This window comes from Brevibacillus sp., from assembly GCF_003521185.1.
Classification (GTDB): domain Bacteria; phylum Bacillota; class Bacilli; order Brevibacillales; family Brevibacillaceae; genus Brevibacillus; species Brevibacillus parabrevis.
Genome location: NZ_DOTK01000079.1, coordinates 210225 through 230407 on the forward strand (window position 1 = coordinate 210225; position 20183 = coordinate 230407).

Consider the following 20183-nt stretch of genomic DNA (forward strand, 5'->3'; position numbering starts at 1 on the left):
TCGACTATCCTCCAATTTGCGACATACGTCTTACGGTTGGTACGTGCGACTGACTTTCCCCCGCCAAAGCCAAGGCCATTTCATGATTTTGCGGCTTGATGCTCAGCGCTTTGAAAAAAAGTTGACGAACCGCTTCGTCATCGCCGATGCATTTGCGGACGTTAAATTCATCTGACCAGTACAGGCACGGCTTAATATTGCCATCTGCCGTCAAGCGCAGCCGATTGCACGTTTCGCAAAAATGCTCGCTCACAGGATGAATCAGCCCAAAGCTGCCTTTGGCACCTGCTATGCGAAACGTTTGCGCAGGCCCGTTGCCGCGGCCATCATGCGTCTCTGCGACTTTCCAGTCCATTTCCTTGCAACGATCCAGCACGGTGGACAACGGCAAATACGACTGTTTCCATCTCGTGTCGTTGTGGCCGATCGGCATGTACTCGATAAAGCGGACTTGCAGAGCACCATCGATGGTCAGCCGCAGAAAATCTGCAATCTCGTCATCGTTGATTCCCTTCATCAGCACGACGTTCAGCTTGATCGGCTGAATCCCGACTTGCTGGCACGCCGCTATGCTGTCGAGGACGCGGTTGACGTCTCCCCCGCGGGTGATCAGCGAAAAACGCTCCGGCCTCAACGTATCCAGGCTGATGTTGATGCGCTTCAAGCCCGCTTCTTTTAACTTCTTGGCCTTTTTCGCCAAAAAAATGCCGTTGGTCGTCAGCGCAATATCTTCGATTCCCGGTATCCCCGCTACGCTCTCGATCAGCTCTTCCAATCCTTTGCGGACGAGCGGCTCTCCGCCGGTCAACCGCACTTTTTTCACGCCCATTTCAGCCAAAACCCTGACAACCTCGGTAATCTCGTGAAAAGACAGAATGTTTTCTGCGGGTTCAAATTCCATGCCATCAGCAGGCATGCAGTACACACACCGCAAGTTGCAGCGATCTGTCACGGAAATGCGCAAATAATCGTGAATCCGGCCAAACGAGTCCACTAATTCACTGGGAATCACTGGACTTCCCCCCTTTTTCCTGCACGATTCGCTCAGGCCAGGTGTACACATTAAACGACTGATTGCGAATAAAGCCAACGGTAGTAATGCCGAGTTCATCTGCCAGACGAAGCGCCAATTCGGTCGGCGCTGACTTGGACAAAACGATGCTGCAGCCGATCTTGGCTACCTTCAGCAATACTTCGGAAGAAATCCGGCCACTGAACACCATGACCTTGTCATGAACGGACACTGCATGCATCAAACTGTAGCCGTACAGTTTATCGAGGGCATTATGCCTGCCTATGTCCATTCGGGAGACGACAATCCCGTTTGGATCGCACAGGGCAGCATTGTGCACCCCTCCCGTATCCTGAAAAAGCGTAGCCGATTGCTGCATCGCCTGCATGAAGCGAAAGCAGTCAGCCGCCGGGATCGTCACGGCTGTGTCATCCCGCTTTTTCACCGTTCGGGCGTCATTGTAAAAGTAGAAGCTTTGCCGACTTTTTCCGCAACAGGAAGTCACGTACCTTTTCGAATGAAACATCTGGTTATACGTGTTTACATTTTTAGCGCGAACGTAAGCGAATCCGGTTGGCCCGTCAATGAACAGGTCCGTAATGTCCTGATAGCTCTGAATCACCCCTTCGGACGCCAAAAACCCGATGACAAGCTCCTCGATGTATTCCGGGCTGCATACGAGAGTCGCAAATTCCTCGTCATTCAGCACGATCGTAATGGGCGACTCTGTCACGATTGAATCTTCTTTTTCCTGCATAGAGCCGTTTTCATAATGCAGGACAGGCGACAAAACAAAGACGGGTTGGATCACGAAAGCTCCCTGCCTTTCCTCCAGGTCTCGATCATGCGAGAGGACGGTCCAATACGTAGACCGTCATGGCGATATCCTCTTCCAAGCTGATATCCGAAAAAATCCGCAAAATCTTGGCATCAATCAATTCCTCAAGCTTGGCTACGACCGCCTGATCGCGGTAAATGTTCTTGACCAGCTTGGTGCGCGCCTCGTGGACCATGCGCTTGCCGTCTTCGGAAAGAATCATGAACTTTTCTACGTTGGTCAGATTCCCCTTCATCTCGCAGATGACCCAGGGGCCGCAAAAGCGGGTGAGAATTTCCCGCGGGCCGTTGCCGACGTGTTCTTTGCGGATTTCGCGGACGAGCATGCTGAATTGATGTTCCAGGTTTTTCGTCATTCGATTATCTCCTTTGCTTCCCCCGCCTTGTTTTGCCGGGGGGCCAGCATGATATAGCTGATCACCAGAATAAAAATGACCAGCGACAAAATCAGATTGTTCATGGCATCGTCGCGGTTGACGATAATAAAGCGCACGGTACCCGTAATTCCAATATAAACCAAATAGCGCAGGGGAAAGTGGTACGCTTCATGAAAATATTTGACGATCATCGAAACAAAGACAAAATACAGAAAAAAGGCCAGAACCTTTTCCAAAATATCATGGACATTAGTATTGCCTTGCACCGCATCTACTACGATGGCGTACAGCTCACGCAACAAATAAAAGCTGAGTACCAATCCAAGAATGATCAGAGACGCGTTTAGCATCATTTGATAGAAGCGTACGATTGACGCTTCGTTTTTATTTGTTCGCATCCAAGCTTCTGCCCTCCTTCTGATCAGGATTGCTGCGGCTCTCCTCATTCTTTTAGCCCTTCCCCTATCCCCTTCAACAGGTTGATGCCAAAGCCCATCGCGCGGTTGATGTCCGGATCGCGCAGTGCTTTCATCAAATCGAAAATGCCGACCTTGGCTCCCGATTGCAGCGCTTCGTCAGCCCGTTGCAACCCTTTGGTCACACCGGACATCAGCTTTTTCGTCATGTCAGGATCAAGCTCTGTCAAGCCTCCCGCTGCTGCCATCGCGTTGTTGATCATGTTCGTCACAGGCGGACGCACCATTTGTCCGACGACGATTTTGGCAATGTCCTCTTTCGCCTCGACGGCGGCGTTGAGCGCTCCCAGGATGCCGCTGTCATGCAGCTCCTGGAGCAGCTTGATCGTCGCCTGAATGCCCTCGGGGTTTTGCGCCAGAGATTCCAGGACACGATCTACCGTTTGCGCTTGCTTTTCTTCCTCAGTAACTTCGGGCTTTACTATTTTCGTGATCGGTCTTGCCATTATTTTTCGCCTCCCGCAACGTTTACTTCCGCAATCGGTACATAATCTTCTCTCGCCCACTTGCGCTCGACCTGGACGCCCATTTGCGGGTTGCGCTTCGCATAGCGCGGATTGTACATAGGCAACGGAGTCATGCCTTTTTCTTTGAGGAACTCCATGCGCACCTTCGTTTGCTTGTAAGCAGGTGTCTGTGTGCGAACGTCTCCCACGCTGCCTGTCAACAAGTTGATCGCATTTTCATGGCTGACGGAGTGCATCGGCACGTACAATTCGTTGCCGCTGACCCGATCTGTCACGAGCACCCGCAGCTTGATCGCTCCGTATGGCGAGACGAGACGCACCAATGAACCGTCTTGCACACCGCGTTCGCGCGCAAGCTCAGGGGAAACTTCCACAAATACTTCTGGCAATTTATACTGGATTCCCTTCGATTTATTCGTCATGTTGCCTTCGTGGAAATGCTCCAGCAAACGTCCGTTATTCAAGGTAAGGTCAAATTCCGACGGATACTCGACTGGCGGAATGTATTCCACTGTGGATAGTCTTGCTTTTCCGTCCGGGAAGTTGAAGCGCTCTTTGTACAGAAGCGGCTCATCCGTGCCGTCTTTTTGTACCGGCCAGTGCAGGCTGTTCCATCCTTCTAGGCGCTCGTAGGATACTCCGCCATACAGCGGTGCCAGACTGGCAATTTCGTCCATGATTTCACTCGGATGCTGGTAGTTCCAATCGGCTCCCATGCGCTGTGCGATCGATTGGATGATCGCCCAGTCCGGTTTTGATTCACCCAGCGGCTCCAACACTTGATACAAACGCTGGATACGTCTCTCTGTGTTCGCGAAGGTGCCGTCTTTTTCCAGCGATGGAGACGCGGGCAAGACGACATCGGCAAATTGCGCCGTTTTGGTCAGGAATACATCCTGTACCACGAAAAAGTCAAGCTTGCCGAGCGTATCGTGCACGTGGTTCGCGTTGGAATCTACCCAAGCCATGTCTTCGCCCATCAGGTACATGGCTTTCAGTTCGCCTTTTTCGACTGCTTCCAGCATTTCGATGTTGGTCAAACCAGGTTTATTGGAGATCGTTACGCCGTATGCTTGTTCAAATTTGGCTCTCGCTGCGTCATCGGTAATATGCTGATACCCTGGCAGCCATGTAGGCAGCGTGCCCATGTCGCAAGCGCCCTGGACGTTGTTGTGCCCGCGCAACGGATAGGCTCCGGCACCAGGTCGGCCGTAGTTTCCGGTCACCAAAAGCAGGTTGGAGATCGCGGCAGACGTATGCGAGCCAGCGACATTTTGCGTCACGCCCATTCCCCACAAAACGCAAGTGCCATCCGCTTCGTGAATCATTTTCGCTGTCTGGATCAACTGTTCTTTGGGCAGTCCGGTTACTTCGACGGCGTAATCTAAGGTGTACTTTTCCAGCATCTTGCGATATTCGTCAAACTGGTTCACCCGCTGCTCGATAAACGCCTTGTCGTGCCAGCCTTGGTCGATGATGTACTTCGCAACCGCCGTCAGCCAGACAAAGTCGGTTCCTTGTTTCGGATGCAGGAACAGATCGGAGCGTTCTGCCATTTCATGCTTGCGCAAATCAGAGACAATCAGTTTTTGGCCGTGCAATTTTTTCGCCCGTTTCACCCGTGTTGCCAAAACAGGATGGCCTTCGGTCGGGTTCGCCCCGACGATGATGACCAGTCCGGCACTGGCGATGTCTTTGATCGTGCCTGAGTCACCGCCGTGTCCTACAGTGGCGAGCAATCCGTCCGTGGCAGGCGATTGGCAATAGCGGGAACAGTTGTCGACATTGTTCGATTCAAACACTTGACGCGCCAGTTTTTGCATCAAGTACGCATCTTCGTTTGTCGTTTTGGAGGAGCTGACGAATCCAAGAGCTTTTCCGCCATACGTTTGCTTGATTGCGCCCATTCGCTCGGCGATCAGGGACAGCGCCTCATCCCACGTAGACGGTACAAATGCATCTCCCTTGCGAATCAAAGGCGTCGTCAAACGCTGGTCACTGTTGACAAAATCCCAACCGAACTTGCCTTTGACACATGTGGAGACACTGTTGACCGGAGAGTTTTCCGTCGGTTCCACTTTCAAAATGTGGCGGCCTTTCGTCCATACTTCAAACGTGCAGCCTACCCCGCAGAACGTACACACGGTTTTTGTTTTCTTGGTTCGCATTTCGCGCATCGCCGCTTCGACTTCCGAGATCGCGAAAATGCTGCTGTAACCAGGCTCGACTTCTTTGATCAGATCGATCATCGGGTTCAGCAAATCTTTTTTGATCCCGGACATAAAGCCCGCTTCGCCCAGCATCGATTTTTCCATCAAGGCATTGCATGGGCAAACCGTCACGCACTGACCGCAAGACACGCATGAGGATTCATTAATTGATTTATTGTCATCCCAGATAACTCGCGGGATTTCCCGTTCCCAGTCGATGGTGAGCGTTTCATTGACCTGCAAGTCTTGACAAACCTCTGTACAACGTCCGCAAAGAATGCATTGATCCGGATCGTAGCGATAAAACGGATGCGACATGTCCACTTCGTATTCTTTTCCGCGGAACGGGCGTGTTTGGTGGTCGATTTCCAGCAGCTCTGCCGTATTGTGCACGCGGCAATTTCCGTTGTTGTTGTCGCACACGGTACAGTACAGCATGTGGTTTTCCAAAATGCGGTCCATCGCTTCGTTCTGAGCGCCTTTTGCCAGTTCGGAAGCAGTCAGGATGTTCATTCCATCCTCGATCACAGTCGAACAAGCCCGCATGATTTTGCCGTCAATCTCGCACATGCACGTATCGCAAGTCTGGATCGGGCCTAAAATCGGCGAATAGCAGATGTGCGGATGCTCGATGCCATGTTCCAGCAAATAATCGAGGATTCGCGTCCCTTCTTCTGCCTCATGCTGCTCCTGATTTAATACGAAGCTTACTTTTTTCATCTCCCAAAAACCTCCAGCAAAAATAATAAAGCCCACCATAAAACAATCTGGGCAAATACATGCACAAATTGTTTTATGGTGGGCTAATGATCAAACATCAACTGATGCCCATTATCCGTCCCGCCATAAACTATGGAAGTGATCAGGATGATTCAGCAATTCGCATTACTAATCATCAATGATCGGCTATGGGTCCATTATAGCACCGAATCTGGCGGGAAATCCAACTTTTTTTCATTCGCACCCCGTTAACTCAGCTTCCCTTTCACGTATTTCGCGTTAAAAATAAACAAGCGCATAAGCAGGAACAGCGACGGAATCAGCAACACCATCCCGCCGAAGAGCAGGTGAATCGGTTGTCCCGTTATTTTCTCTATTTTGTGACGCTTTCCATACTGATTAATGCCATCCTGTTTGTCCCGCGCATTTTGATCGACGAGCGCTATGACGGGGCGATTTCGTCCATGCTGTTCGGGGTGATCATCGGCGGCGCACTCATGTACCTGTTTACCAGCTCCATGTTCAAGTTTCGCGGTCAAGGGTTGCCGGAAATCATGCGGCAGGCTTTGCCCAAAAGCATTGTGGTTCCGCTCCTGCTCCTGATGGGCAGCGTGTCGTTTATCTCGGGAGCGCTCGTGTTGATCAATTACGCCTTTATCGTGTCCAGATATTTAATTCCGAACACCCCGATCTATGTCGTGCTGATTCTCTTCGTTCTCGTAGCGAGCTTTGGCGCCATGCAATCGTCGCAAACGGTGCTGTACAGCACGGAAATGATTCTCGTTCTCTGCTTGCCGTTTCTCCTGTTTTCCATTTTCAAAGCGTATACGAATCAAAACATGAATTACGATGAAATCCGCGCCATGATCGACTACTCGAACATCCTGCCCAGCTGGAAAAGCTTGTCCGTATCCACTTACGCCGTTACAGGATACATCAGCTTGTCGATTTTTAACCGCGTGTTTGCCGATATCCCCAAGCTCAAGCACCGTTGGGCCGTCCCTTGCATCGGCTTCAGCATCCTGTTTACCGCCTTTTTTGTGCCGATCGGCATTTTGGGCACAGATGGCGTGAACGAATTTATTTTCACCTGGGTTTCGACGGCAGATGCGATTCGGATGAAGTATGCCTTTATTGAACGCGTTGTTTATATTTTTCTGCTCGTTTATTTAGGCATCTCTTACTTATTCGCCATGACGACCTGGCATGTCGGGTCCGAGTTCATACGCGGCTGTTTCTCCCACTACCAGCCCAACACGTCGTCCATCAACTCTGTGCTGCCGAACGCGATCAGCTGTATCGTATTCGGGATCGGAACCGTGATCGTCGGCAATTGGCTCGGTGAGGACGACCTGTTTTCGGTATCCTCGTATTGGATGATGATACGATCCCCACTCGATATTTGTGTGGTCTTTTCCGTTTATATCTTGAGCAGGTGGAGGCAAGCTTTGTGAAACATGTCTGGATGTGGCTCGCGGTCTTGTTTCTGTTTACGGGCTGCGGCTTTAAAGATATTGACAAGCGCTATTTAGTCATGGCGGTCGGCGTCGATAAGTCGGAGCTGAAAGACAAGCCTTATCGCGTATCGTTGAAGCTCGCGATTCCGACAGCGCAAATCAGACCCGGGCAGTCGAATACGTTTCATCTCATCAGCGACGATGCCCCGACGATAACCGAAGCGGTGCGGCATTTGAAATCAAAAGTCGATAAAGACCTCGATTTCTCGCAGACGAAAATTCTCGTTTTCGGGACAAAGCTGGCCGAGGAACGGTTGGACAAGACAACTATCGACTGGTTTTTGCGGAAGCCGGAAATTCAGGGCATCGCCTTCATGGCGCTAGGCTCCCCGACAGCCGAACAAGTGCTGGGCGTCCGCCCCAAGTCCGAACGCATGCCTGCTGACAGCCTGATGCTGAGCTTTGATCAGGAAGGAACGGAATCGTCTTTTATCGTCACCGCTTTTTTGTTTGATTTTCATCGGCGGTTGAGCGAAAAGGGTCTGGACCCGTACATGCCCGTCATCCGCCCGCTCAAAGACACGTATTTGATCGATCAAGTCGCTGTTTTTGACAAAGAAAAAATCAAAGCGGTATTAAGTCCCGAGGAAACGCGGATCTTCAATGAATTGTCCAAGAAAATCAGCAACTTTGATATCGAAACCAGGACGGAGCAGGCCCGCTTTGCCTTGAATGTCACCTCTTTCCGCTATTCGTACGAGTTTGATGAACGCAACGAAGCGGAACCAAAGCTGAAAATGAACGTCCACATCAGAGGATTGTCAGAGGAATCGAATCAGTCTTTTTACAACTCGAATTGGGATCGCTATAAAGCAGAAGCGGAAAAAGAGGCGGCGAAACGATACGCTCATGTGCTGCGGAAGCTCCAGTCGCTGAAAGTCGATCCGATCGGATTCGGGCTACGCTATCGAGCAACCCATTACCAACGGGATCAAGATTGGGAAAAATGGCTGAGCATCTACCCCCGGCTCGACTGGAACATCAAGGTGAACATCGACCTGCTTGGATCAGGGGGGATCAAATAATCCCCCGATAAAAAAACAAAACGACCCTTTTGCACGGGTCGCCGTTCCTTACTCTTCTTTTCGCATCACACTGTATTCATCGCGGACCATGGAGACGTCATCCCCTTGCTGGGCCAGCTCCAGTTTGTAAAGGATATCCGAGAGCACAGACGCCACGATCAAGGTCAAATCTCCCGTATTGACTGGTGTGCGAAAATAATGCCCGATCATTTCATAGCCTTTTCGCTTGAACGTTTCCGTATTTTCTTCATCCAATGCTTCGCACAGCTCTGCGATCAACTCATCCAGCGCGATTCGCGCCCGTTCGTACACATCCGGCTGATCAGTAGAAACGGCATCTGCTGCTTTTTTCTTCGTCAAGTGGCCCCTCCTCCTTCCCCTATAGGTTGGAGCAGGAGCCGTTTTTTATGCAGAGTCGGCCTTACTCGCCACTTTTGGTCCATGGGCGCGAATGCCGGTCAAAGCCTGGAGCAACACGCGGTCGTAATGTGTCTCGGCCTGTATGTCGCGCCGGTCCAGCAGCGTCCCGAGCACCGCCCCCAAAAAGCCGAGTGGAATGGAAATCAGGCCAGGATTGGTCAGCGGGAACAAAGGCTGCGCCCGGATGAAGCCAGTATCGGGATTCATCACAGTCGGCCCGGCCATGACGAGCACGACAGATGCAACCAGTCCGGTAAGCACGCCGCAAATCGCCCCGCGCACGGTAAAACGGCGCCAATACAGGGTGAACAACAGCAGCGGCAAATTGGCAGAAGCGGCTACGGCAAAAGTCAAGCCGACGAGAATCGCCACGTTCATTTTTTCCGCGCCGATCGCCAGCCAGATCGAGGCGAATCCGACCGCAACGGACGAGCATTTCGCCATGACGACCTGCTCCTTTTCCGAAGCCAGCCCGCGGCGAATCAGGTGGCTGTAAACGTCATGGGCAAAAGCCGACGAGGCGGACAGCACCAGCCCTGTCACGACAGCCAGTATCGTGGCAAAAGCGACAGCCGCGATGTATGCCATCAAAAATTCGCCGCCAAGCGCGTCCGCCAAAAGCGTCACCGTCAAATTGCCGCCGAAGCCTACATTTTTCAGCGCCTCATACCCGACAAACGTGCTTGCACCAAAGCCGAGAAAAATCGTCAGCAAATAAAACGCGCCGATCACCCACGTAGCGGTGTAGATCGAGGAACGGGTTGTCACTGCGTCCTTGACCGTAAACAGGCGGGAGATGATGTGCGGCAGCCCGGCCGTCCCGAGGATGAGCGCAAGATGCAGCGAGATCGTTTCCAGCGGGTCGTTCAACTGGTTGCCCGGATGCAAAAATTGCTCCTGCAAAGGCGTAATCGTGCTGACATGGGAAAACATTTCCGACAGGCTCCAGCCAAAACGGGAAAAGACGATCAGGCTGAGCACCAGCGTCCCGGTCAAAAGCAAGATCGCTTTGATGATCTGCACCCACGAAGTAGCGACCATCCCTCCGAAGACGACGTAAAAAGTCATCAGACTGCCGACGATCATCACCGCCGTATCGTAGTGAACCCCAAGCAAATAGTGAATCAGCGCCCCCGCCCCGACGAGCTGGGCGATCATGTAAAAAATCGTGATCAGCAAGGTCGTACAGGCAACCACTCCGCGCAGCCACAAGCTGTCAAACCGCACCGCGATGGCATCTGCCAAGGTGTAGCGCCCGAGATTGTGCAACGGCTCGGCAATCAGGAACAAAATGATCAAGTAGGAGACGAAAAAGCCGATAGCGTAGACGAAGCCGTCAAAGCCGTACATCGCAATCGTCCCGGCGATGCCGAGAAACGACGCGGCACTCATGTAGTCGCCCGCAATCGCGATGCCATTTTGCAGCCCTGTCAGGCGGTTGCCTGCCGCATAAAAATCTTTGGTCGTTCCCGTTTGTTTCGCCGCCGAATACGTGATCGCCATCGTCCCGATGATGACAGCCAAAAAGAAAATGATCGTCGTCACCGACAAGCCCCCTCTCCCGTACAAATGAAAAAGACCGGGGATGACCCCCAGCCTTTGAACTGGCACGAGCTTCCTTGCGTTAATTGCTTCTACGCTGAATCTTTCATTCCTGTGTTGGCCCGCACCAAAATTTCGTCGTACTTCGCATCGTTGCGCGAGCTGGACAGGAGCGTTCCGATCCAGGCTGCCAAAAACCCGAGCGGGATGGAGACGATCCCCGGATTCGGCAGCGGGAACAGCGCTTCGCCGACCAAAATGGCTTTTCCGGCAACCGGGTTCCAGACGTTGGGGCTCAACGCCACGAGAATCAGTGAGCTGAACAGTCCGACGAGCATGCCGCTGATCGCCCCTGTCGTGTTGAACCTTCTCCAGAAAATCGTGAACAAGATGACGGGCAAGTTCGCGCTTGCTGCCACAGCGAAGGCGAGCGCAACGAGAAAGGCCACGTTCAGCTTCTGGGCAAACAGCGCGAGCAAGATCGAAACGATCGAGACGCCGACCGAAGCCCATTTTGCCATTTTCATCTGCTCTTTTTCCGTCGCTTTGCCTTGACGGATGACATGGCCGTAAAAATCGTGCGCGAATGCCGAAGCCGCTGTCAGTACGAGTCCTGCCACGACCGCCAAAATAGTCGCGAACGCTACAGCCGATACGAAAGCGAAGAGGAAGTTGCCGCCGAGCGATTGGGCAAGCAGCGGAGCGCCCATATTGCCAGCCGCATCCATGTTGGCAGCGCCGACGAAAGCGGCTGCTCCGAACCCGAGGAAGATCGTCATGACGTAAAAGATCCCGATGATCCATGTCGCGTACACGACGGACTTGCGCGCGGTCGTCGCATCTTTTACGGTAAAGAAGCGAATCAGGATGTGCGGCAGACCCGCTGTTCCCAGTACGAGCGCGAGATTGAGCGAGATCGTATCCAGCCCGACTTTGAACTTGTTCCCGGGATTGAGAAATTGGTCGCCGAGCGGTGTCGCTGTTTTCATTTGCTCGAACATCGTCAGCAAATTGAAATCAAACTTGGCGAACACCATGAGCGAAATCACGAACGTCCCGAGCATCAGCAGCACCGCTTTGACAATTTGCACCCACGAGGTTGCCGTCATGCCGCCGAACACGACGTAGACCGTCATCAGCGCACCGACGATCAACACCGAAGTGCTGTACTCCAGCCCCAGGAGCAGCTTGATCAGCGCCCCTGCCCCGACCAGCTGGGCGATCATGTAAAAAATCGAGATGGCGATGGAGTTCAGCGCGGCCACACCACGTACCTGCTTATTGTCAAAACGCGCGGCAATCATGTCTGCCATCGTGTACTTGCCGAGGTTGCGCAGCGGCTCCGCCACCAGGTACAACACGACCAAATAAGCGACAAGAAAGCCGATGCTGTAAAAGAACCCGTCAAACCCGCTGAGAGCGATCATTCCGGCGATCCCGAGGAAGGAAGCGGCCGACATGTAATCTCCGGCGATCGCCAGCCCGTTTTGCCACCCTGTCAGCCCGCCGCCTGCCGTGTAAAACTCGCTCGTCGTATTCGTCCGCTTCGAAGCGAAGTACGTAATGACAAGCGTGAGCAGAACAATTCCTAAAAACAGTAAAAATGCCGTTACATTCATCAGCCTCTGCCCCCTGTCTCCTGTTTGACTTTCTCCACCAGCTCGTCAAAACGTTCCGCTTTCTTGGTGTACAGAATACAGAGCCCCCAGGTCATGATAAATTGGGCAAAGGCGAACACCCACGCCCACGAGATCGCCCCGAACGCCGGCTGATTGAGCACCGTGAAGTAAGAAGTCAGGATCGGCAAAGTAAAGTAAAACACGAAGAAGAAAATGGAAGATGGCAGGATGAACGCCCTTTTGCTTCGCAAAAGTTCCTTGAAGGTAGCTGATTGGATAATCGCCGTGTAATCGGTAGCGTCCTGCTTTTGACTGCCGGCTTTTTTCGCCGATAGCGGATTGCTCATGGGAACCTCCCCCTCTTCAAACAAAATGTAAGCGCTTCCTCTATTGTAGGGAATCATTGGTAATTCGTGTGGTTTTGCGCGCAAGATGTCTGGGGGCGTGCGCCAACGGCAAGTTTTGCATCGCGATCTGCGGTTTACGTTTCTTCGAGTCGTTTGAGCAAGTCTTTGGCGGAAGTCCGGGAAACGGGGATTCGCGTTTTCGCCTCTCCTTTCAAAAGCAGGTTGTACGCGCCGTTGAACCACGGCTCAAGCTCGCTCACGTAGTTCAGATTGACGAGATAGCTTTTGTGCGTGCGAAAAAAATCGTAGCCACTGAGCTTGTCAGCGAGCTGCGTCAAGGTCATCCGCGTGGAGTAAGCGTCCGACTGGGTGATGATACGAACGAGCCGTTCTTCCCGCACCGCGTAGACGATCGTCGCCGGGTCGATCACCACCAGCCTGCTGTTTTCTTCGACAAGCAGCTTGGAGCGCTTGGCAGTCGCAGGCTCCGGCTTCGGCTTGACCAGTCGCTCGCGTATGCGCTGCATCGTTTCCACGAGTCTTTTTGGCTCGGTCGGCTTTAGCAAATAATCGACCGCGTTCAGCTTGAAGGCATCCACCGCGAACGCCTCGTACGCTGTACAGAACACGATGAGCGGCTGCGGCTTTCTGGCGGCGAGCATTCGGGCAGCCTGTGCCCCTTCCAGCTCCGGCATTTTCATATCGAGAAAAACGACGTCCGGCTCGTGCTCGTCTACCATTTCCAACAGCTCTCTTCCGTTGGTGGCACAAGGAAGCAGCTCGACATCTTCCTCCTGCTGCAACAAATAGCTCAGCTCTTCGCGTGCCAGTCGTTCATCTTCGGCAATCATGATGCGAATCGGCATCAGGCACTCACCTCCTGTTTGATCGGGATCGTAAATGTGATCAAAGCACCGCCTTCTGGCCTGTTGGCAAAATGAAGCTGGGCATCCGGGCCTTGCAAGCTGATCAGCCGCTGATTGACATTATGAACCCCGATGCCGTTTCCTTCCTTGCGCTCCATCGGAATTTTGCCCAACAGAGGAAGCAGTTCCTCCGGGAATCCTCTGCCGTTGTCTTCGATCGTAAAATGAACGGCGGTTGGCTGTCGCTGCACACACAGCCTGATTTCTCCGCCTGCGCCCATATCGCGCAGTCCGTGGTGGATGCAGTTCTCGATCAACGGCTGAAGGGTGCCAGGCGGCATAAGCACATCCTCCACACCGGGATCAACCAGCGTCTGCACAGCAAATTGCTCGGAAAAGCGAATGCGGATAATTTCCAAATAGGCGTGCAAATGCTCCAGCTCCTGACCGACCGTTACTTGTGCGCTTGACGTAAGCTTCAGGTTGAAGCGCATGAACACTCCCAGCTGAATCGTCATGTGTCTGGCGAGCTTCGGATCAATGCGAATCAAGGTCACGATCGAATTAAGCGTATTGAACAAAAAGTGCGGATGAATCTGGGCTTGCAGCATTCGCAGCTCTGCGTCCTTCATCAACCCTTTCATCTGCTCCGCAAGCGAGATGGTCAGCTGGTTGGAGATCAGATTGCCCAGCCCTTTGGCCAATGCTTCCTGGACTTTGCCGATTTGCTGGGGGCGGCGAAAGTACAGCTTGATCAGTCCGGCGACACTGCCCCCTTCTTTGATGGGGATGAGGATGGCTGCATGCAGTTGGCAATTTTTTTGTCGGCAGCCAAGCAGTTCCCGGCCATGGCCTTTTTCAATGCAGCCACTCGCCATCGCCCGCTGATCGAGGTCGCTCTGGATCGGTTCTCCCGGAGCGTGATGGTCCGTACCCGCTCCGACGTGGGCCAGCAGCCGCTCCCGATCGGTCACCGCTACGGCGATCGCCTTCGCCTCCCGCTGAAGCACGAGCGCCGCCGCCTGGGCTGTTTGCGGATTCAGCCCCATTTTCAACTGCGGTAAAATTCGCTGCGCAATTGTGAACGCACGCTCAGCCTCCAGCGCAGCAGAACGCTCCTCTTCTTGCAAAGCGACGCGAATCATCGTCGTAAAAATCGCAATCGAGATGCTGTTGGTCAAGACCATCGGAATGCCGATCACATTGACCATCGTGCGCACGAGATCAGGCGGGCCCGACATGATCAGCAAAAGCGACATCTGGATCACAGGCGCGAACATTCCGATAAACAATGCCTTGGACGGAGAAATGACCCGCTCCTGGGAAAAAAACCGCGCCACATAGCCTGCCAAAAGTCCAGTGAGCGGAACAGACAGCCCCATCGGAAGCGCTGCAAATCCGCCGAGATCATACAGATGCAAGCCCGCAATGATTCCGGCTCCCATCCCGACCATTGGCCCGCCGAGCAAACCGCCGATCACGACGCCGACCAGCGTGGAATTTGCCACAATCTCGTCTCCGGAAAGCGGAAAAATCCAGAAGCTCGGAACGTATCCATCCTCGTGCACCACTACGCCTGCATATGTACCTGCCACACCGAACAAGCCAAACATCATGGAAAAGGCAACAGACGTGCCAACGTGCAGTTCCCGATCGAGCAGCTGCCGAAACAGCGGAATCCTCGTCAACATAAACCCGAGAGTCAAGAGAATGCCCATTCTCTCGATGAGCAACAGCGTGAGATTGTCCACGGCGTCCTCCTGCTTGCTTGTTGAAATCTTCTATAAATTCCGCATTTTACTCCCAATTCCCTGCTGGACAGGCAATCTAACTGGGCGTCCTGCATACGCTGAGTGTGCAATGCTTCATGGGAAGGGTGATCAGAACATGTGTGGAATCGTAGGTTGGATTGATTGGGAAAAAGACCTTTCCCAGGAGCGTCCGGTACTCCAGCAAATGACGCAATGCCTCAAAGATCGCGGGCCAGATGCAGAAGGCTTTTGGCTGACTCCGCGCGCCGCCCTCGGCCATCGCCGCCTCGTCGTCGTAGACCCTGCCGGCGGGCAGCAACCGATGACAGCTCTCAAAAGCGAACATGCCTGCACGATGATTTACAACGGTGAGCTGTACAACACGGAAGACCTCCGGCAAGAGCTGCTTGCTTGCGGTCATACTTTTCAGTCCCACTCCGACACCGAAGTGCTTTTGCACTGCTATCTCGAATGGGGCACGAACTGCCTTGCCAAGCTGAACGGTATTTTCGCTTTTGCGATCTGGGACGAACGGGCGCAGCGCCTGTTTGTCGCCCGCGACCGGATGGGAGTCAAACCGCTTTTTTACGCGCAAAGAGGCAGCTCTTTCTTGTTCGCCTCCGAACTCAAAGCACTGCTGGCGCATCCAGACGTCAAACCGGAGCTTTCGCGGGAAGGACTGGCGGAAGTGTTCGGCATCAGCCCCGCTCGCACCCCTGGTCACGGCGTCTTCCATCAAGTGCACGAGGTGCGGCCCGGCTGCTTTTTGACCGTAACGCGCGACCGTGTCAAACAGGAAACATACTGGCGGCTTGCGAGCCGTCCGCATACCGATGACTTGCCAACCACAGCGGCACGGGTCAGAGAGCTTGTCGTCGATTCGATCAAGCGGCAGCTCGTCGCGGACGTCCCTGTTGCCACGCTTTTGTCCGGCGGGCTTGATTCCAGCGTCATTACGGCGGTAGCCGCCGAGCATTTCAAGGAAACAGGCCGGGGAACGCTCCACAGCTACTCGATTGATTACGTGGACAACGACAAGCATTTTCAAGCGAGCTCTTTTCAGCCAAATGAAGATGCGCCTTACGTCCAGCTCGTGTCGCAATACTTGGGCACCCAGCACCATACGATTGAGTTTGACACAGCCGAACTGGTCGATGCGCTGAAGGTAGCGACACTCGCCCGCGACCTGCCGGGAATGGCCGATGTCGACGCTTCCCTGTACTTGTTCTGCCGGGAAATCAAAAAAGAGACAACCGTCGTTCTCTCAGGAGAATGCGCGGATGAGGTATTTGGCGGCTATCCGTGGTTTTACCGCGAGGAGCTGCTGCATGCAGGGACATTCCCCTGGTCGCGGGCAGTCAAGGAACGGGCTTTGTGGCTGTCGCCCGAGCTGCGCGCCTGGGTCAAGCCGGAGGAGTACGTCGCGATGCGCTACGCGGAATCGCTGGACGAAGTGCCTCATCTGCCCAGTGAGGACCCGATTGAAGCACGGCGAAGAGAAATGTTTTACCTCAACATCACCTGGTTCATGAATACGCTCCTGGATCGCAAAGATCGGATGAGCATGGCTGCAAGCCTGGAAGCGCGCGTCCCTTTTTGCGATCACCGGATCGTGGAATACGTCTGGAATATCCCCTGGGAAATGAAAACGCACGGCAATCGCGAAAAAGGCATTTTGCGCAAAGCGATGGAGGGCATTTTGCCGGACGAAGTGCTGTACCGCAAAAAAAGCCCGTATCCGAAAACGCACAATCCTTCCTATACAAAAGCGGTTCGCACGTGGCTGCTCGACATTTTGAACGATCCCAGCTCCCCGCTGCTGCAACTGATTGACGTCCCGGTCATTCGCAAAATCGCCGAGTCGGACGCCCAGGCTTCCAGCATTCCGTTTTTCGGCCAGCTCATGAGCACGCCGCAGCTGTTCGCCTACCTCGGCCAAATGGATTACTGGCTGCGCGAATATCGCGTGACGATCAAGGCATAATCGTTTTTGGAAAAGGCAAAAGCTCCCCGAACCCCATCATCATGGGGTTTTGAGGAGCTTTTGCTTCCCTTTGCCTTTGGGTTTCCGCTTTGACCTTGCTTCCGGCTTCACGGCTGGATTCAGCAACGGTTTCGGCGCTGCTTTTTTCGCCGCTGGCTTGGCAACAGGTTTTGCGGCGGCTTTCGGTGCGGTTGCGGGAGCGACTGGCGGACGGTATCGCACATCCAGCTCACGACCGGAGCGCTTCATGATCGTAAACGATTGCGTCTCCCCCGAACGGATCAACCGATAGTCTACTTTTGTCTTCTTTTCTCCCCCGACCAAAGTAGCGGCAATCGTCCGCTGATTCGGCAGATTGGCCTTTACTTGCAAGGATTGCACCGCGCAAGGTACGGAAGGAATGGTTCCACACGGGATGCACAGCTTTCCTTTGAGCAGCCGTAATTGGAGATTGCGGATCATCGTTTCTGTCAGCTGCTTTCCCCAATACCTGCGAAAAATGCGGGAGATTTTTCGCTTGGTGTTGTACTTATCCGGCAACGGCGTGTAATCGACGCCGTTCACGGTGTAGACAACCTTCCCTCGGGGCGAGGTGGCAATCTGCGTCCAGACTTGCTCGGCGGAACTGATAAACTGCTTGAACATACGCAATTCATCCAACGTTTTCACCCCCTCCATAAACCGTATGGAGAAGGGCTTATGCTAGTACGCCCTTTTACGCCCGATTTACCGCGCGATCCGGGCTACATCCACCCGTCCGGAGAAAAATGTCGCTCCACCGCCCATGTCGGCAATCCGATCCGGGGTCAACGCGTTCACGTAATGCTTGGACTCTGGTCCATCTGCCCACAAGCCCTGGCTGACAACCACGCCCGGCAGCACATTTTCGCCAACAGAGACAACCAGTTCGCACTCTCCACGGTCATTCCACACCCGGACGGTATCCCCATCCTCAATCCCGACTTGCTGGGCGTCCGCCTGGTTCATGTGCAGCTTCGGTATTTTTTCCATCTTCATATGCTTCTCGTTGTTGGAAAACGTCGAGTTCAAAAAGTTATGGTTCGGCCCGGGCACGAACTGATACGGATAATCGCCGTCTTTTGCGAGCGGCGAATAGGTCGGCAACGGCGGATACCCTCTGTCCGCCATCGTCTGCGAGTACAGCTCGATTTTTCCGCTCGGCGTGGACAGGCGGCCCGTAAAGTACGAGTCGACCTTGGCTTTGCGGTAGTTGTGCTCCACCAGCGACTCGAAGGTGATATCTTCCATATGCGGATTGCCGTGCCCTTCCAGCGCCTGGCGAATCATGTCTTCGTCGGAATCGCGGAAAGCAGGTTCATCATAGCCCATGGCGGCTGCCAACAACCGGAACAGCTCCGTATTGGACTTGCTCTCTTCATACGGGGCGAGGACGGGCTGTTGCAACTGGATGTAATGGTGCCAGTAGCTCGTGTAGAAATCCATGTTTTCGTAGGAAGACGTGGCGGGCAAAACGATATCCGCATACTTGGCTGTCTCGGTCAAAAACAGATCGTGCACGACCGTGAACAAATCTTCTCTTGCCAGCCCTTGTCTGACCTTGTTGCCTTCCGGTGCGACAAGAGCCGGGTTGCTCGTGTACACAAACAGCGACTTCACGGGAGGCTGTACCTCAAGCAGCACCTTGCCCAGTTCATTCATGTTGATGACTCTCGTGTTTTTGTTCGCTAACAAGTCGGGCCGTTGCACGGCCGTTTTGTTGTGTTCCAAAAAGCCTTTGTTCCCTTTGATCGCGCCGCCGCCCCGGACCAGCCACTGTCCGGTGAGCGCCGGCAGACAGGAAATCGCCCGGACGCACATTCCTCCGTTGTCATGATGCTGGATGCCGTTGCCAATGCGAATAAACGAAGGCGACGTCTCCCCATACCATCTGGCCAGCTTGTAAATATCGTCAACCGGAACGCCTGTAATGGCAGAGACTGTTGCCGGATCGTATGCCTTCACATGCTCTCGCAATTCTTCGTATCCAACCGTATACGATTGCAAAAAGGCGGAATCAACCAAGTTTTCTGCAAACAACACATGCATCAGTCCCAAGGCCAGCGCCGTGTCCGTGCCCGGCAAGATCGGAATGAACCAGTCGGCCCAACGCCCTGTCTGGTTTTTGTGCACGTCGATGACGACGATCTTCGCGCCATTTTTCCGGGCTTGTTCAGCCAGGACTACCTGGTGCATGTTCGTGCTGACCGTGTTGATCCCCCACATGATCATCAGCTTGGCGTGAACGGTATCCTCCGGGTCGGTCCCGAAAGCTCCGCCCATCGTGTAGTTGTAGCCAACTCCGCCAGCACTGTTGCAAATCGTCCGGTCAAGCTGGCTCGCTCCCATCCGGTGGAAAAAGCGCCGATCCATTCCCTCCACATTGATTCTGCCCATGTTCCCGTAAAAGCTGTACGGCAAAATCGCTTCCGGTCCGTCTGTGGCAATCAGACTGCGCCAGCGGGAGACGATCGTATCGATGGCTTCCTCCCAGCTGATGCGGACAAATTCGCCGCTGCCTTTTTTCCCGACCCGCTTGAGCGGATAGGCCAGACGCTTGGGATCATTCAATCGCGCCGCCATGTTGCGCACTTTGTTGCAAATGTTTCCTTTTGTCACAGGATGATTCGGATCGCCTACTACTTTGACCAGCTTGCCATCCTGCTTGTGAAGCAACAACCCGCATTGATCCGGACAATCCAGCGAACAAACGGCTGGAAAAATCCCATTTTCCTCTGTCGTGAAGCTCACGGTCGATCCCTCTTTCGTCTGCGCTTTTTTCCTTCGATCCCTCACCCGAGCCTTTTTCCGTGTAAGCAGATCGAGAAACATACCTTTATCTTATCACAGAAGGTTGTCTTTTGCTCCTCCAAAGCACACTTGCCGCTGTGCCGCGCTTGCTTTTGGCATGCAAAAAGACCGCCCTCGCATGAAGGCGGTCTTTGCTTTTTAACCGGAACGTCGCCAAAGCTTGGCGCCTCCCGGTATTCCAATC

General features: G+C 53.6%; 17 protein-coding genes. 3 read left to right on the forward strand and 14 right to left on the reverse strand.

Annotated elements, in window-relative coordinates:
• Positions 1-4 precede the first annotated feature (4 nt).
• The 6 genes from moaA to fdhF are packed head-to-tail and all read right to left on the reverse strand — an operon-like array spanning position 5 to position 6099.
• Entirely contained in the window at positions 5-1009 is a 1005-nt protein-coding gene (gene moaA, locus DEP07_RS24360; RefSeq protein WP_233454068.1) for a GTP 3',8-cyclase MoaA, read from the reverse strand.
• A complete protein-coding gene (gene fdhD / locus DEP07_RS24365) occupies positions 999-1820 on the reverse strand; it encodes a formate dehydrogenase accessory sulfurtransferase FdhD (protein WP_287103175.1) in 822 nt (273 codons plus the stop codon). Before fdhD ends, moaA begins: the two co-directional genes overlap by 11 nt.
• Positions 1821-1854: 34 nt before the next feature.
• Positions 1855-2205 carry a DUF2294 domain-containing protein gene (locus tag DEP07_RS24370; protein ID WP_287103146.1) on the reverse strand — a complete coding sequence of 117 codons (351 nt, stop codon included), beginning with the start codon at positions 2203-2205 and terminating at the stop codon, positions 1855-1857.
• Positions 2202-2624 (reverse strand): phosphate-starvation-inducible protein PsiE, encoded by a 423-nt coding sequence (locus DEP07_RS24375; RefSeq protein WP_287103147.1) that lies wholly within the window; start codon positions 2622-2624, stop codon positions 2202-2204. The genes DEP07_RS24370 and DEP07_RS24375 overlap by 4 nt, the downstream gene beginning before the upstream one ends.
• Positions 2625-2668: 44 nt before the next feature.
• On the reverse strand, positions 2669-3148 hold the full coding sequence (locus DEP07_RS24380; RefSeq protein ID WP_173595625.1) for a DUF1641 domain-containing protein: 480 nt from the start codon (positions 3146-3148) through the stop codon (positions 2669-2671).
• The gene (gene fdhF, locus DEP07_RS24385) at positions 3148-6099 is read right to left on the reverse strand and encodes a formate dehydrogenase subunit alpha (protein WP_287103148.1); all 2952 of its coding nucleotides are present in this window, start codon (positions 6097-6099) and stop codon (positions 3148-3150) included. The genes DEP07_RS24380 and fdhF overlap by 1 nt, the downstream gene beginning before the upstream one ends.
• A 356-nt stretch (positions 6100-6455) precedes the next feature.
• On the opposite strand from fdhF, the gene DEP07_RS24390 reads away from it, so the two are divergent.
• Positions 6456-7553 (forward strand): GerAB/ArcD/ProY family transporter, encoded by a 1098-nt coding sequence (locus DEP07_RS24390; protein ID WP_173595618.1) that lies wholly within the window; start codon positions 6456-6458, stop codon positions 7551-7553.
• Complete coding sequence (locus tag DEP07_RS24395; RefSeq protein ID WP_122965706.1) at positions 7550-8641, forward strand: Ger(x)C family spore germination protein; 1092 nt, start codon at positions 7550-7552, stop codon at positions 8639-8641. Before DEP07_RS24390 ends, DEP07_RS24395 begins: the two co-directional genes overlap by 4 nt.
• A 48-nt stretch (positions 8642-8689) precedes the next feature.
• Here the strand turns inward: DEP07_RS24395 and DEP07_RS24400 are convergent, their stop codons facing one another.
• The 6 genes from DEP07_RS24400 to DEP07_RS24425 all read right to left on the reverse strand — a co-directional run bounded on the left by DEP07_RS24400 (position 8690) and on the right by DEP07_RS24425 (position 15186).
• Positions 8690-9001, reverse strand: coding sequence for a hypothetical protein (locus tag DEP07_RS24400; RefSeq protein WP_287103149.1), 312 nt, complete (start codon positions 8999-9001; stop codon positions 8690-8692).
• A 45-nt stretch (positions 9002-9046) separates the two neighbouring features.
• Positions 9047-10612 (reverse strand): solute symporter family protein, encoded by a 1566-nt coding sequence (locus DEP07_RS24405; protein ID WP_370641099.1) that lies wholly within the window; start codon positions 10610-10612, stop codon positions 9047-9049.
• An 83-nt stretch (positions 10613-10695) separates the two neighbouring features.
• Entirely contained in the window at positions 10696-12222 is a 1527-nt protein-coding gene (locus tag DEP07_RS24410; RefSeq protein WP_217021693.1) for a solute symporter family protein, read from the reverse strand.
• Positions 12222-12569, reverse strand: coding sequence for a DUF485 domain-containing protein (locus DEP07_RS24415; RefSeq protein ID WP_122965702.1), 348 nt, complete (start codon positions 12567-12569; stop codon positions 12222-12224). Before DEP07_RS24415 ends, DEP07_RS24410 begins: the two co-directional genes overlap by 1 nt.
• A gap of 134 nt (positions 12570-12703) precedes the next feature.
• On the reverse strand, positions 12704-13435 hold the full coding sequence (locus tag DEP07_RS24420) for a LytR/AlgR family response regulator transcription factor (protein WP_122965701.1): 732 nt from the start codon (positions 13433-13435) through the stop codon (positions 12704-12706).
• On the reverse strand, positions 13435-15186 hold the full coding sequence (locus DEP07_RS24425) for a LytS/YhcK type 5TM receptor domain-containing protein (protein WP_287103151.1): 1752 nt from the start codon (positions 15184-15186) through the stop codon (positions 13435-13437). The genes DEP07_RS24420 and DEP07_RS24425 overlap by 1 nt, the downstream gene beginning before the upstream one ends.
• A gap of 136 nt (positions 15187-15322) precedes the next feature.
• Here DEP07_RS24425 and asnB point away from each other — a divergent pair, with 136 nt between their 5' ends.
• A complete protein-coding gene (asnB, locus tag DEP07_RS24430) occupies positions 15323-17170 on the forward strand; it encodes an asparagine synthase (glutamine-hydrolyzing) (RefSeq protein ID WP_287103152.1) in 1848 nt (615 codons plus the stop codon).
• A 39-nt stretch (positions 17171-17209) separates the two neighbouring features.
• On the opposite strand, the gene DEP07_RS24435 is transcribed toward asnB, so the two are convergent.
• Together DEP07_RS24435 and DEP07_RS24440 are read right to left on the reverse strand one after the other, a co-directional pair.
• Positions 17210-17830, reverse strand: coding sequence for a hypothetical protein (locus tag DEP07_RS24435; protein ID WP_429830951.1), 621 nt, complete (start codon positions 17828-17830; stop codon positions 17210-17212).
• Between the two features lie 66 nt (positions 17831-17896).
• Positions 17897-19939, reverse strand: coding sequence for a molybdopterin-containing oxidoreductase family protein (locus tag DEP07_RS24440; RefSeq protein ID WP_287103154.1), 2043 nt, complete (start codon positions 19937-19939; stop codon positions 17897-17899).
• Positions 19940-20183: the final 244 nt, after the last annotated feature.